Source organism: Sporosarcina sp. YIM B06819 (genome assembly GCF_033485175.1).
Classification (GTDB): Bacteria; Bacillota; Bacilli; order Bacillales_A; family Planococcaceae; genus Sporosarcina.
In genome coordinates this window covers 23,035-38,166 of sequence record NZ_JAWLIQ010000030.1, presented here as the reverse complement: position 1 = coordinate 38,166, position 15,132 = coordinate 23,035, and the positions used below count along the sequence as shown (strand labels likewise).

Below are 15,132 nucleotides of genomic sequence, written 5' to 3'. Positions count from 1 at the left end.
TCCCTCGCTACGCTCAGTCCAGGGTCTTCAGCCCGTGCTGTTCCCGCAGGAGTCGCCGCCTTACGCTCCAATCAACGAAAGTGGAACTTCATATTTACGAATACTGAAATTCATAATTGTATAATCGTTCGCCTTTTAAATCGAAATAGGTAATTATGAAATTGATTCATATATATATTGAATAATAGGTGGCGAGTTGTTTGCAGAGGTAGAAAGAGGGGAGCCCATGGAACGGTTGGTTGAACAATCGATGGAAGTAGTGAATGCAGTATTGGAAGAGCTTCATCACAAACAACAACAACTACTCTTTACGCAGGAAAAGTTGTTTGTGCTGTCAAAGGATACCCTTAAACCAGTCCTTAAACAAACATGTCGAGATATCGCGAAATTGATGAATTGTGACCGAGTGGAGATTTGGCTATTCAATGAAGAACGAACGGAATTGACCGCAGAAAATATTTATGACATCGGTTCGCAGGGAGATAGATCGGGTGACGTGCTTTTGCGATCTGAAGTGCCGGCCTATTTCGATGCAATTATTCATAAGCGAACATTGGCGATAGATGATATAGCTACAGATCCTGCGATGCTAGGACTGCAAGAACGACTTTTTGAAGAAAATGACCACTATCATTCGATGCTAGATGCCTCCATTGTATTAAGTTGGGGTGTCGGCGGGGTTCTCTGTTGTTTATCGGAGGAAAAACGTCATTGGAAAGCAATCGATAAGCATGTTTTGGCCTCTGTTGCGGATATGCTCGCTTTTATGTTCGATCGTTTACATCGACTTGAAGTAGAGGAGCATTTACATGCACTTGCATTCACAGATACGCTAACGGGCTTAGATAATCAGCATTCATTTAACCAAAAGGTAACGGTCAAGCTACAAGAACTTTACGAGGGACAACGGGGGATCTTCTTGTACATGGTTTTGGATCAGTTTACCGATATTCAAGGGGTTCTTGGGCACGATGGTGGTGAGCAGGTGCTACTAAAAATGGCTAAACGTCTCCGTATATTATTCCCGGATCCTGCTTTGATTGCTCGGATTGGTTTTGATCATTTTGTAATTTTTTCTCCGGTTCAACTGAGTGAAGAAAAAGCCGTCGCAGGTATAACGGAAATAGCTGAGGAAATCAGAAAACCGATGGCGATTAGTGGACAAGAAGTGTATATGACGTTCAGTTATGGCGTATCTTATTATCCAGACCATGTGGATAACGCCAAGGCCGGATTGCAAGCGGCACAAGTAGCGCTAGAAGCTGCACGTAAAAAGTCATCTCGCAAAGCACGTGGGGTCTATCAACCTACCATGCATGCTTTCATGAAAGAAAATCTATTGTCTGAAATGAACTTGAGAAAGGGCCTAGATTTAGGGCAATTCCGACTGTTTTACCAGCCGCAAGTGACATGTGATACGGGTGAAGTCAATGGATTTGAAGCACTAATCAGATGGCAACATCCAGAACGTGGACTCATCTTTCCTGGAGATTTTATAGACCTTGCTGAATCAACAGGTCTAATAACGATAATCGGTGACTGGGTCATCAAGGAAGCATTTGCTCAACTGAGTAGATGGCAGGCAGATGGCAAAGGGCATTTAACTATGTCTATCAACTTGTCCCCCCGTCATTTTCTTCACGCACAATTGCCAAGCTATTTATTGGAGTGTGCTAAACAATCAGGCGTTAAGCCGCAAAAGCTTATGTTGGAAATTACGGAAAACGTGGCACTTGAAGATCACGATGCCGTAAAAAAACGAATTGCGGAGCTGCGTGCTTTGGGATTCTCGATTGCAATAGATGATTTCGGAACGGGTTATTCTGCTTTTATTTATTTACAACACTTTCCAATCCAGCAAATTAAGATTGACCGTCAATTCATTAGCCATTTGGATACCGATGCAAATAGCAAAGCAATCGTGAAAACTATTGTTCAACTTGGAAAAATGCTAGGCCTTCGTACAATTGCGGAGGGTGTTGAAAGGACAGAGGAGTGGCATGCACTCAAAGAAATCGGCTGCGATGATATACAAGGTTTCTATTTTAGCAAACCTCTTCCGGTGGATGAAATCAATGCAATTCTCGAAATATACCAAGATAATAATAAGCTTTTTCTGCCGATAGAAAAAGTGCGAGCATAGTAGGAAACTATAGCCGTAGTCTGCTGAATTATCTGTCAGGTTACGGTCTTTCTATGTAAATTCATTTGAAATGTTGTCCCGACAACATACTATGTGTAAAATAGTAAATGAGGAATTCAACAGGAGGTTTTTACAGTGGAACAAGTCCAATTTATGCGCAATCTTATTATCGAAACGCCTTCGGTACCAGGCAATTTTGCCAAGGTAGCCACGGCGATTGGTCGATTAGAAGGTGATATAGGCGATATTCAAACAATTAAAGTAGGGACATTATCGACAATCCGTGATATTGCCATTCAATGTTTGAATGAAGAGCATTTATTAACAATCGTCGATGCGATAAATGAGATAGGGGAAGGAATCAGTGTTCAAGCTGTGACAGATGATGTCTTGCATGCGCATGAAGGCGGTAAAATCCATATGAAAGGACGCTTTGAAATCCGTTCACTTGGAGACTTGCGCCGTGTGTATACACCAGGCGTTGCAAACGTTTGTGAAGTGATCAAGAATGACCCAGAACAAGCAAAATACTTCACGGGTATTTCAAATACAGTTGCTATTGTGACAGACGGAACTGCAATTCTTGGTCTCGGTAATATCGGACCTGTTGCCGGGATGCCTGTCATGGAAGGGAAGGCAGTGTTATTCGACCAGTTCGCGGGCATAAGTGGTATTCCGATTTTGCTTGATACGAGCGATCCAGACGAGGTTGTCGAAACAGTGAAGCATATATCCAAAAGCTTTGGTGGTATTTTACTAGAAGACATTGGATCACCACATTGTTTTGAAATTGAAGAACGCTTGAAAGCTGAATTGTCAATTCCAGTTATGCATGATGATCAGCATGGTACGGCTGTTGTAACATTGGCATCTGTCCTATCTGCTTGTAAGCAATCGGGTGTAAAGCTTGCTGATGCTGTTGTTGGACAAATTGGTCTAGGTGCGGCGGGCCTTGCCATTAGCCGTATGCTCATGGCCTATGGTGTAAAAGAGATGCGTGGTATTGATCGCAACGCGGAAGCATGCGAGCGACTTGTACAACATGGAGGAACGGTCATCGATTCGCTGGATGAACTAATGGCGACATGCGATATTATTGTCGCAACAACGGGTGTTGCTGGACTTATCAAACCAGAAATGGTGCGTAAAGGGCAGATTATCCTCGCGTTATCTAATCCGAATGCTGAAATTTCTCCAGAAGATGCGTTAAAGGCAGGCGCAGCCTTCGCAGCAGATGGTCGTCTAGTTAATAATATTTTAGGCTTCCCAGGAATTTTCCGTGGTGCACTCAATGCCTATGCCAAAGAAATCACTTATCCGATGCTGATAGCAGCTGCTCTTGCCATCGTCGAAAGTACAAAGCCGGGCGATCTTGTTCCACATCCGCTTGACCCGAACGTCCACCATAACGTGGCGGCGGCAGTAGAGCGTGTAGCGAATGGTAGTAAATAATTCTTTTTCACGTGTGTTGATTAACTAAAAAATAACTTAATTAACTACTAGGCACTACGTGTACAGTTGCTTATGGATCGCTTTGGGTTGAACGACTTCTATACAATAACCGTGCTATTTTTATGCATAGGGATGCTACCCCGCAGCATCCCTATGCATTTTTTTCGGTAATCGTATGGCGACCGTTTACCCGCCGCTCTCCAAAAACGCAGATACACGAAGTGCTAATGCTTTTGGGGAAGAGGGAAAAGAGGGTTTCTTAACTAGAGAGAGCCGCCAAAGATACAATTTTGGCGGCCGAATCTTTTACCATGGTTTATTCTTTTCTTTCCAAGCAACTGCATTTTTATCTTAAGCATTGTAGGTACGCGACAAGTAATTATTTAGTGAATATTTCGCCGAAAGCGAACCGGAAATGATTTAGAAAGAAATATGGTTTTCAAGCCTTTGCTTACTTGTGGTTTATGCAGGTAAATGGTTATTCAACAGATGTGATTTTTTATAAATAAAAGAAGCCATACAGCTGGGATTCTCCAGTTGTATGGCTTCTTTCATTTTCTTTATGCATTTACCTACCAATCGGCCAATCGAATGGAATCGAGCCGGGCGGTGAGTGTTTCAAAATATCGAACACTGGAATCGTATAGGCAAATAGGATAAGCGCAATCGTAATACCGATCCATAAATACCAGTTTTCAAGAAACTTCGGTGCAGGTTGTGCATTGTCTGATTCTTGTGCAATCGGGAACTCTTCAACGCCACGAGGGGCAAAGAATGTCAATTGGATGAAAATATACACCATCAAAATGATACCGATGAACAGAATTGTTCCGCCAACCGCTTGTGAAACTTGATAACTGATCCAAGTGGCTACTTGTTCGCCACCAGCGTATTCGGAGAAATTTGAACGACGTGGTCCGCCTAGCAATCCTTGGATGTGCATAGAAGTAGACATAATCGTCATCCCAATTGTCCAAATATATGTCTGGATAATTCCAAGCTTATTCAATTTCGGTGTCAGTCTTCTGCCTGTTAAATGTGGCACAAGCCAGTAAGTAATTCCGAAAAACGTTAAAATAACCGTTGTTGCTGCAGTCAAATGGAAGTGACCCGTTACCCAAATTGTATTATGGATAAGCGCATTCATTTGGTAGGATGCATTGACGATACCTCCAGCGCCACCTGGAATGAATGCAACCATTCCGATAAATGGTGCAAGGAAACGAACGTCTTTCCATGGTAACTTTTTGAACCATCCAAACAGGCTCTGATAGCCTTTTCGACGACCTGTTTCCTCAAACGTAGCGAAAATAGAGAACGCAGTCATAAGCGAAGGAATGATCACCATAAATGTTAAAACAACTTGGATGAATTTCCATGTAGGATCAATACCAGGCTCTGTTAATTGGTGGTGGAATCCTACTGGAATAGAGAACAGTAATAATAGAATGAAAGCTAAACGGGCAAGTGAATCGCTGAATAACTTTCCACCGATAATTTTTGGGATAATTGCATACCAAGCCATATAAGCGGGAAGCAACCAGAAATAAACTAGTGGGTGACCAAAATACCAGAATAATGTACGGCTGAGTAAAACGTTAATCGTTTCAGCATAGCCGAGTGACCAAGGGATGAACTGAATGATAACTGCTGAAGCTACCCCAAGAGAAGCGATGAACCACATAAGCATATTGATGATAACCATGAATGCCAGTAATGGTGATTTCTCACCTTTATGCGCTTTCTTCCAAACATAGAGTTGACGGAAGTTAACAAAAGCAGCAATCCAGCTACCAACGATAACAAATGCCAGGCCAAAATAAAATGCTGGATGTGCGCGTAATGGTGCGTAAAACGTGTAAAGAACAGATGCTTCACCAACAAGAATCGTAATCGCAGCCATAACGGTTCCGACAACCATTACCCAGAAAGCTAGCCATGCCACTTTCCTTTGTTTGTCTGTCATTCCTACGGTTTTCCCCATAAGTGAAAACTGGAAACCGATGATAAAGAATGTAGTAAGGACAAGGCCAAGAATAACACCATGGACCGTTAAAATCGTATAGTAATCGATATTGAATGGTAATGTATATTTACCGGAACGGACGAGTGTTTGTAACAAGCCCATCAGACCGCCGACGAGCAGTGATATATACGTCACGTACATAAATGACATGTAAAGCTTAGAATCTTTTTTAGGTATTATTAGTTCGTTAGTAGACATTATTCATACACCTCCACTGTTCCGTACATCAGGTGGTGACCGATGCCGCAGTATTCGTTACAGACAATCGTGAATTCACCAGTGTTTTTCATAACAGTTTCAAAACGACTGATATGACCGGGTTCGACCATCATGTTGACGTTTGTTCCCGCAACGTTGAAGCCGTGGACAACATCTATTGTAGTAATTTGATAAAGGACGGTAGATCCTTTTGGAACACGAATCGTTTTCACTGGTACGCCATCTGCATCTACGCCCATATCGTAGTTGAATGCAGAAGCAACGATGTTGAAGATATATTTACCGTCTGCTACTTCGTGAAGACCAAGATTTTCTGGCTTAAATGACTCGTGTGCTTGAACGTTCTGCGGATCAATAACTTCAATATGACTTTGTGGATGAGTGCCTTTCCAAAATGCCGCAAATCCAATGATAGCTAAAAATAGTGCGAGCGAGCCTACTCCAAAAGTAAGCCAAATTTTTTCATACTTGTGTAAATGCATGCGTTACCCTCCTGACATAGTCATTATCTAGATAGAAATAGTGCGTATAGTCCGAACCAAGATACAAGAATGAAGACACCTACCAACATGACAGCAATAAAAGTTCCTTTGAAACTAACTTCGGAATCACTATGACTGGCCTGTTGTTGTTTTGAAGTTCCTTTCCCCATTGTTACACCTCCCGTTTATGATGAAGTAGTTCGTCATACTTTTATCATAGTCAAATGGTGAAATACCGGAATTAGGGAAATCCCTATGAGTTTAGAAAAGTGGAAAGAGTTCACAATTTGTTCACCCCCCCTTCATAGTTCCGCCATAATGGTCTGATAGCTTTTTCTATTGTTCTATATCACGCCTGTTGATTAACCATCTACTTGCATAAATAACAAGTAAGCAAAGACTTGAGAATCTTCATTTTCACTGGGGCATTTCCGGTTTGCTTTCGGCTAAATATTCACGACATGATTACCGTGGGATAAATGTGTCTAGAAATGACTTCGTCATTTCTAGACACATTCTTTTCGGTCATCTTGTTATGAATAGCTGCCTGTCGCATACCTACAATGTTTAAGTGAAAAATGCAGCTGCTTTGAAAGAAAAGAATGGATGACTTTTTGTAAAGAGTGTAAGTGCCCGAAGATACAATTTCAGGCACTTTAGTACTTTGTACAAGGTGTTCCTACTTTACTTTTTAGCAAGCTTTATAAGAAAGTGACACTTTCCGAAATGAAAATGGAAAAGACCTTGGTAAAAGCTTCAGCCGCCAAAATTGTATCTTTGGCGGCCCTCTCTAGTTAAGAAGCCCTCTATTCCCTCGTCCCCAAAAGCATTAGCAAATCGTGTATCTGCGTTTTTGGAGAGCGACGGATGAACGACCTCCATACAATTACCGAACAGAATGTATAGGGATGCGACGAAGTCGCACCCCTATACATAAAACATAGCTCGGTTATTGTATAGAAGTCGTTCAATCCAAAGCGATCCGGAAGCAACTGTTCACGGGGTGCCTAGTAGTTAATTAAGTTATTCGTTGGTTAGTTTTGGTTAATCAACATGTGTGGTTCTATATCTATATATGTGTTTCAACACTAAGAAAACCGCCATCCATTGAAGGAAGGCGGTTTTTGTCTATGCTAAAAAGTTTGTTGACAGTGCCTATGGCTGTTTATGATCTGCTTGTTCCTGTGGATCATGCATCCAGACAAGTGTCTCTGTACACTGTTTTACTTCAATTCGTGTTTTTTGCTTATCTCCGCTTGGGATAGGTTCATAATCCCCGGCAGCTGGATTAAGATGGTCGTCTTTAAAGTATCTGTTGTGTGGATTTTTCCATTCGCCAAAAGCAGCAAAATCACCATTTGTTATCAATCCAGTAAAGCCATATATTTCATGTATGACCTCTTTCACTTCACCAGCCTCCATTTTATTATGTCCTTCCCTTTATATTCCCTTTCTCTGTAATTTCAAACCTCCTATTAAGACAATTATGTTTCAATGAATAGATAAATGACATGTTATGTAACGGATTTGTTACACGAATGTAATGTAGAAGTTGAATAAAACATGTTAAAGTTACTTCAGAGAGATTTTCAGATAAATTAATTCATTGGGGGAACATATGAAACTTATAGTTAAGATGCAAAAGTCAGTTGTAATCTTCGCAATGGCATTTCTGTTTTTTGTTGCTCCTTTCATTGGACAAGCTGAGGCTTCATCGATAGCAGCTGATATCTCAAAAACTGCAACGAGTCTTAAAGGTGTTAGGTACAGTTACGGTGGTTCAACTACAAGTGGATTTGACTGCTCGGGTTATATAAATTATGTTTTTAAAGAAAATGCTATCAGTGTTGCACGTTCTTCATCTAGTTTGTATGCATCAGGAACAGCTGTTGACAAGGCAAACTTAGAAGTTGGTGATCTCGTATTTTTCAACACGACTGGTAAAGGTGTTTCACATGTAGGTATATACATAGGTGATGGAGAATTTGCACACGCATCAACATCAAGAGGTGTACGCGTTGATAAGCTAAATGATCCACATTATTGGGGCGATAAATACATAGGCGCTAAGCGTGTCCTTGATTCAGTTGCTTCAGCTGACTAAATAATAAAATGAACAACACCGCGTGTCCTAAATAGGATACGCGGTGTTTTAGAGTATGGCTATAAAAAAAGGCTGCAAACGAAGTCAATTTGTCTTCGTTTGCAGCCTTTTAAAATTAAGCATTTTGCTGTGGAACGCGAACTGTCCAGCGTGATAAATCTGGTTCTGCTTTTTGGATCAATTGTTGTGGATAAATAAATGTCCAAGGCTTCGATGTGTTTGCTTTCACGGATAGTGGAGCAAGTTCGAATGAACCACTAGCAACAAGATCGCCTGCTGCATCGAGTAGCTCAAGTGGTAGCTTTTCGATGTTAATTTGTTTTGAGTGGCCGTTTCGGATGAAGACAGAAGCCGCTATGCCCCCATCCTCTTGATGTTTCACTTGGAAGCCGCTAATATTCACTTCGCGCGGTTTCAATTTTGGAAGGCCTTCAACGACTGTTGCAAGTCCTTCTTTTTGCTCGTCTGTCAAACCATCTTCCCATGCTTGGTCTAACTCTAGTTTATGCGGCACCATCGACTGGACGTTGAATGCCAATTTCCAGTTTTCTGTTGGTGGTTGTTCTGCAAAGATATTTTCTTTCGTAAAGACGAATACCCATGGCCTTGCACTGCGGGCTGGGATATCACCAAGTTCTGTTAAATCGAATTCGTCTGAAGCGAGTGTTTTACCTTCATCATCGAGTAACATCAATTCAACTGAACCGACTGAAATTGCTTGATCAAGAGAAGAACGGAAAAATGCTTTGACGAGCCAGCTACCATCAGCTGGCTCAACATCGATGTCAATTCCGGATAGAGAAATCTGGTTTGGCTTAAGTGGTTCGAGCTCATTGGACAGGAAACGGAAGACATATTCCTGTTCCTGTGGCACGTCCCATTCCGGATGGAGGGAAAGTGTTGTTTCAACCTCATCCGAAGCGGTAGACTTGTTTACGCCTTCAATGATTTCATCAGAACCAATTGTACTTTCAGCACCTGTTTTTTTAGCTTGCTTGAAAAAAGAGAATAGCTTCATTGTTGTACCTCCTGTTGATCTGTAATCAATTTCGTAAAGCCAATCACTTCAGAAGCGATATTACGACGTAATTTTTGATATCGGCGACCGAATAATTCAAGTCCTTCACGCTGATAAATACGCATCGGATCTTCTTGCCCGTAAGAACGGAGTCCGATACCTTCTTTAAGGCGTGTCATTACTTCCAGGTGCTTGACCCACATCGTGTCGATATGAGCTAGCATGACTTGTGGAATGATCTGATTGACCTGTTCGTTATCTTCGAATGAATCGATATGCGCAAGCAACTCACCCAGTGGAGCTTCATAAAACTTCAGAATATCCGAAGTTTTTTCGAGTGTGTGTGGAAGAGTTAATGGCTCTAGCAATAGGCTATTCATCGTTCGTTCAATGCGTTCGAAATCCCAATTATCCGAAGTATCCTCTTCTGGGCAACTATCATAAATAACGAATTCTGTTGTTTCACCTAGCATTGTTTTCAATTGTTCAAGGATTCCTTCGCCTTCAATCACTTTATCACGCAGTGAATAGATGACTTCACGTTGATCATTGATCACATCGTCAAGTTTTAAGTTGTATTCGCGCATAGAGGAGTGAGCACCTTCTACGATTCGTTGGGTGCGTTCAGTTAGTTCATCTACATCTCGATTTTGGACAAGTCCGTTCTCATCTGTCGTTACTTTTTTCAAGAACTTTTCAAGATCATCCTTGGCAAAACGTTTGAACATATCATCTTCAAGAGACAAGAAGAAACAGCTTTCACCACGGTCGCCTTGTCTTCCAGAACGTCCTCGAAGTTGATTGTCGATTCGGCGGTTTTCATGCTTTTCTGTACCGAGTACGAACAGGCCACCTATTTCTTCAACGCCTTCTCCAAGTACGATATCGGTTCCGCGTCCCGCCATATTTGTCGCAACAGTGATATGTCCAAGTTGTCCTGCCTGAGAAATTAGTTCGACTTCTTGTTCGACACTTTTGGCATTCAATAAGTTAAAGTCTAGTTTATATTCATTCAAGTATTCGACTACTTTTTCTGATTGTAAGATGGAAGTCGTCCCGACAAGGACAGGTTGCCCTGTTTTATGGCGTTTTGCAACTTCTTTTGCCATTGCTTTATATTTATGATCAATTGTTTCATATACTTGGTCCGGTGCATCAATACGTGCACGTGGTCGGTTTGTTGGAATTTGGATAACGGCCATCCCGTACACTTCGTTAAATTCTTTCTCTTGCGTTTTTGCAGTACCTGTCATCCCGCAAAGCTGCGGATACATACGGAAATAGTTTTGAATCGTAATTTGTGCTTGCGCTTTGTTTTCATCGGTAATAGGTAGGCCTTCTTTTGCTTCAATTGCCTGATGAAGACCATCGGAAAGCGTTCGACCTTCCATAATACGACCGGTGAACATATCTACAAGCTCAATTTTTCCCTCACGTACAATATAATCAACATCGCGTTCAAAAATGACATAGGCACGAACGGCTTGAATCATATAATGGTAAAGAGTTTGGTGCTCCAGTTCGTACAAATTGTCGATGCCAAATGCTTTTTCAACTTTTTCGATACCTGTATCGGTGAGTGAAGTAGCTTTTGTTTCATCATCAAAATCAAAATCGACACCTTGTTTAAAGCGCTTCGCCAGACGTGCAGCAATATGATGAAGATCCGCATCGGCTTGCATTTTACCTGCTACAATCAGCGGTGTTTTTGCTTCGTCCACGAGTATACTATCTACTTCATCGATAATGGCGAAATGGTATGGACGTTGGACTTGCTGTGCTACTCGCTGCACCATATTATCACGTAAATAGTCAAAACCGAATTCAGTTCCGACTCCATAGGTAATATCCGCGTTGTATGCCGCTTGTTTTGCAGGACCTTGCATCATCGGTACGTTCAGTCCAACTGTCAGACCAAGGAAACGATGGATTTGCCCAATTTGCTCGTAGTCACGCTTGGCTAGGTAGTCATTCACTGTAATGACGTGGACACCTTTGCCTTCAAGTGCACGAACATAAGAGGGAAGGGAGGCAACTAGTGTTTTCCCTTCGCCAGTTGGCATTTCTGCAATATTACCTTCAGTGAGGACAAGTCCGCCAATGAGTTGCACGTCAAAATGACGCATATTGAGTATTCTTTTTGATGCTTCACGAACAACAGCAAAAGCATCTGGAGTGATGGCCTGGACCGTCTCACCTGATTGGATTCGCTCTTTAAATAGAGCTGTCATATTTGTAAGTTGTTCGTCTGACATCACTTCGTATGTGGATTCTAATTTATTTATTTGTTGAACAATCTTTCGGTATTTCCGAAGTTGTTTTTCGCTCGTTTGATTTGAACGTTTAAATATCGATAGCATGAATGAACGCTCCTTTTTCTATCCTTTAAAGGACCCGTTCCTATTTTATCAAAAATAATGGTAATTGACTACCTTGAGCTGATATTCATACATAATAAGGAAGGTTGTTGCAAGGAAGAAGTGGGGAAAATAGTTGCAAAAGGGAAGCGCAAAAGGAAATAATTTGTCTAGTAGTATGCTTTCTTTGTGTGAACATGCTATAATACTGTTGATTTGATAAATTATTGATTTACTTAGGGAGGAAGGACATGTTATTCCTTGCAATGGCTACTGCTTTTGTGGCCTCCATATTATTGACTCCGTTCGTCATAAAATTAGCATTCCGAATCGGAGCGGTCGATCGTCCAAACTACCGAAAAGTACATGCGTCAGTTATGCCGCGTATTGGCGGGCTTGCGATATTTGGCGCTTTTTTGATAGGCTACTTCACATTGAGGCCGATAGATGAAGATGGACATGCTACTGCCATTCTCATCGGTGCCCTCATTATTATTGTGACAGGGTTCCTGGATGATATGCTTGAAGTTACTGCGAAAATAAAACTTGCCGGTCAATTGACTGCGGCTCTTGTCGTTGTTACTTGGGGCGGTTTACAAATTGATGTCATCAATGTACCTTTTACTGATTTACAGGTTAATTTTGGTTACTTGAGTATTCCAATCACAATTATTTGGATTATCGGAATAACAAATGCTATCAATCTTATCGATGGATTGGACGGGCTAGCTGCCGGCGTATCGACAATTGCATTGATTACCATCACTGTCATGGCGATGATTATGGGCGACGTTTTTGTTGCTGCTACAGCGGCAATTCTTGCAGCGAGTTCATTCGGATTCCTATTTTACAATTTTCATCCAGCTAAAATTTTCATGGGGGACACCGGATCGTTATTCCTGGGCTTTATGATTTCAGTGCTGGCGTTGTTAGGATTTAAGAATGTTACTGTTGTTTCGCTTATTATTCCAATTATTATGCTTGGTGTTCCAATCTCTGATACATTTTTCGCGATTGTCCGCCGTATACGTACGAAACAACCAATTATGGCACCCGATAAATCGCATTTACATCATTGTTTGCTTCGCGTAGGATTCTCTCATAGACAAACTGTTTTAGTGATTTATGGAATCGCCATTTTGTTTGGTGTCGCGGCAGTTCTCTTTTCACAAGCGACGGTATGGGGAGCCATTTTACTCATCGTTGTGATGCTCATTGCCATTGAGTTGTTTGTTGAAGTCATTGGCTTAGCTGGTACGAACTACCGACCATTGTTGAATCTTGTTCGTATGATTGGAAAATAATTTAATGAAAATCCGACCCTCTACTTAGCTCATTCAAGTAGTATGGTCGGATTTTTTTATTTTATGTGCAGGGAAGTGAATAAAAAAATACCAGGCACATGGCCCGGTATTATTCATTAGTCATTGAAAGAAGCTTCGTCTGCTGAACCAGTCAGTTTCGGTTCGCTATTCGTTACGGTAGATGAACCAGAGGTGAGGCCTAGATGTGCCTGTAATAGCTGCTTCACTTCATGCAAATCAGTTTCATCGAGTTTCCAAAAATAAGTACCTGTCGACATATCATCATAGCCTTTTAAGCTAAGGGTATCGACTTTTGGCATGCCACCCTTGGCATACTCCAAGAATGATTTCATTTCATCGAACGTCATGTCAGTCTTCATATTGTCACCGACGGCTTCAATTACATCACCGTACTTCGTAATCGATTTAACAGAAACAGCCTCTTTCATAATAGACTGCAAAATCATTTGTTGACGTTTACCACGTTCGACATCTGTATCGAGTTTTCGAGTTCGTGCCAGTGCCAGTGCATGTTTGCCGTCTAAATGCTGTAATCCCTTTTTAAGGTGGATTGTATATTTGTCATGCTCGTCCTTTTCAATTCGATCGTATGGGACTTCGGCTTCAATTCCACCAAGTGCATCGACAACATCAATAAAAGCATTGAAATTCATTTTTACATAGTAATCTACTGGAACATCAAATAATTCTTCCACTGTGTCTATCGTTGCGCTAGTCCCACCAAATGCATGAGCATGCGTAATTTTATCTTTGTATCCTTTTTTAGGAATATAGACATAAGAATCTCGTGGAATGCTGACAAGTTTCACTGATTTATCTTTTTGATTTAATGTGGCGAAAAGGAGTGCGTCTGATCGGCTGTTGCTATCGCCTTGGTGACGTTGTTCACTATCATCAACACCAATGAATAAAATCGATACATTGTCCTGTGTAGGTTCGACCCTTGCTTCGCGAACTTCAGGTTTTACTCTTTCAGAAGCAGGCTCATATGCATTTTCCACTACAATAGCGGCTTTTTTTTGTAATGAAGCACCGTAAGCTACTACAACGACAAAAAGTGATAGCGAAAGCAGAAGTGAAACTTTCATAGCGAGTCGCCTGCTAGACGACTTTTTTCTCTTTTTATAGTCTTTTCTTTTCATTCATAGTTCCTCCGGAATCGTGCTATGTAACAACTTCTTTTTCCATAGCTGATCAAATAAGTCACAGAAATTTGTCATTTGTTACAAACATGACAGAGTTACGAGATACCAAGTACTTGTAGTCGAAAAACTACAACCTTTCCCATTATACTATCTATCTCGCTAAACGTATACTCTTTCAAATGTCGAATTCGATAAATTCGCTAAAAAGTGACAGAATAGTAGCTTGACCATTTGTTAACTCTGTCATCCAGCCAGTGAACTGATCCACATCTGCGACAGGGACATACATAAAAAGATCAACACCTTCCGCATAGCTAATTTCTTTTAGCGGATAGAGAGATTGTCGAACTTCATTTTCAACCTTTCCGAGCCATGTATAATCGACGGTTACTTTCATTAACTGATGAAGTTTTCGTAAGACGGTACCTGTAGAGGCAATCCCTTCCGTCGTTGCGCGCCCATATGCGCGGATCAGTCCACCGCCACCTAGCTTAATGCCTCCAAAATAGCGTGTCACGACGACAACCGTATCTTTTAAGCCTTGCTTTTTGAGTACTTCCAGCATGGGGAAGCCCGCTGTTCCAGACGGTTCGCCGTCGTCATTCGCTTTTTGGATGTTATCGTGTTCGCCAATCATATAGGCCGAACAATTATGGTTGGCTGTGGGGTGCATTTTTTTTATTTCTTGAATAAAATCGATAGCCTCTTGCTCTGTCTCTGCTCTTTTCACATAGGTGAGGAATTTTGATTTTTGGATGATCAATTCATTTTCACCGTAAATTTTTACTGTGTAGTAATCTGCTCGCATTTGCGGCACCTCCGTCAATTGTAATACAATTATAATATCCAATGGGTTTTATG

At 41.3% G+C, this 15,132-nt stretch carries 12 protein-coding genes; 4 read left to right on the top strand and 8 right to left on the bottom strand.

The genetic code is table 11. The features are described from left to right. Positions 1-226: 226 nt before the first annotated feature. Together R2B72_RS16685 and R2B72_RS16680 are read left to right on the top strand one after the other, a co-directional pair. Complete coding sequence (locus R2B72_RS16685; RefSeq protein ID WP_318617939.1) at positions 227-2,143, top strand: GGDEF and EAL domain-containing protein; 1,917 nt, start codon at positions 227-229, stop codon at positions 2,141-2,143. Positions 2,144-2,296: 153 nt separating this feature from the next. Beyond that, positions 2,297-3,595 carry an NAD-dependent malic enzyme gene (locus tag R2B72_RS16680; protein ID WP_318617941.1) on the top strand — a complete coding sequence of 433 codons (1,299 nt, stop codon included), beginning with the start codon at positions 2,297-2,299 and terminating at the stop codon, positions 3,593-3,595. 568 nt (positions 3,596-4,163) lie between these two features. Here R2B72_RS16680 and R2B72_RS16675 read toward each other — a convergent pair. The 4 genes from R2B72_RS16675 to R2B72_RS16660 all read right to left on the bottom strand — a co-directional run bounded on the left by R2B72_RS16675 (position 4,164) and on the right by R2B72_RS16660 (position 7,729). After that, complete coding sequence (locus R2B72_RS16675; protein ID WP_318617938.1) at positions 4,164-5,819, bottom strand: b(o/a)3-type cytochrome-c oxidase subunit 1; 1,656 nt, start codon at positions 5,817-5,819, stop codon at positions 4,164-4,166. Beyond that, positions 5,819-6,322 (bottom strand): cytochrome B5, encoded by a 504-nt coding sequence (locus tag R2B72_RS16670; RefSeq protein ID WP_318617937.1) that lies wholly within the window; start codon positions 6,320-6,322, stop codon positions 5,819-5,821. The genes R2B72_RS16675 and R2B72_RS16670 overlap by 1 nt, the downstream gene beginning before the upstream one ends. Before the next feature lie 23 nt (positions 6,323-6,345). Continuing rightward, positions 6,346-6,492, bottom strand: coding sequence for a cytochrome c oxidase subunit 2A (locus R2B72_RS16665; protein WP_318617936.1), 147 nt, complete (start codon positions 6,490-6,492; stop codon positions 6,346-6,348). A gap of 985 nt (positions 6,493-7,477) precedes the next feature. Further along, positions 7,478-7,729: a hypothetical protein gene (locus R2B72_RS16660; protein WP_318617935.1), complete on the bottom strand. Its 252-nt coding sequence runs from the start codon at positions 7,727-7,729 to the stop codon at positions 7,478-7,480. 211 nt (positions 7,730-7,940) lie between these two features. Here R2B72_RS16660 and R2B72_RS16655 point away from each other — a divergent pair, with 211 nt between their 5' ends. After that, positions 7,941-8,426, top strand: coding sequence for a C40 family peptidase (locus R2B72_RS16655; RefSeq protein WP_318617934.1), 486 nt, complete (start codon positions 7,941-7,943; stop codon positions 8,424-8,426). Positions 8,427-8,541: 115 nt separating this feature from the next. On the opposite strand, the gene R2B72_RS16650 is transcribed toward R2B72_RS16655, so the two are convergent. Next, positions 8,542-9,444 carry an accessory Sec system S-layer assembly protein gene (locus R2B72_RS16650; RefSeq protein WP_318617932.1) on the bottom strand — a complete coding sequence of 301 codons (903 nt, stop codon included), beginning with the start codon at positions 9,442-9,444 and terminating at the stop codon, positions 8,542-8,544. After that, the gene (secA2, locus tag R2B72_RS16645) at positions 9,441-11,804 is read right to left on the bottom strand and encodes an accessory Sec system translocase SecA2 (RefSeq protein WP_318617931.1); all 2,364 of its coding nucleotides are present in this window, start codon (positions 11,802-11,804) and stop codon (positions 9,441-9,443) included. The genes R2B72_RS16650 and secA2 overlap by 4 nt, the downstream gene beginning before the upstream one ends. A 248-nt stretch (positions 11,805-12,052) precedes the next feature. On the opposite strand from secA2, the gene R2B72_RS16640 reads away from it, so the two are divergent. After that, entirely contained in the window at positions 12,053-13,105 is a 1,053-nt protein-coding gene (locus R2B72_RS16640) for an MraY family glycosyltransferase (RefSeq protein ID WP_318617930.1), read from the top strand. A gap of 116 nt (positions 13,106-13,221) precedes the next feature. Here R2B72_RS16640 and R2B72_RS16635 read toward each other — a convergent pair whose 3' ends face one another. Then, entirely contained in the window at positions 13,222-14,268 is a 1,047-nt protein-coding gene (locus R2B72_RS16635) for an LCP family protein (protein WP_318617929.1), read from the bottom strand. Between the two features lie 178 nt (positions 14,269-14,446). After that, positions 14,447-15,079 (bottom strand): YigZ family protein, encoded by a 633-nt coding sequence (locus R2B72_RS16630; RefSeq protein ID WP_318617928.1) that lies wholly within the window; start codon positions 15,077-15,079, stop codon positions 14,447-14,449. Positions 15,080-15,132 lie beyond the last annotated feature (53 nt).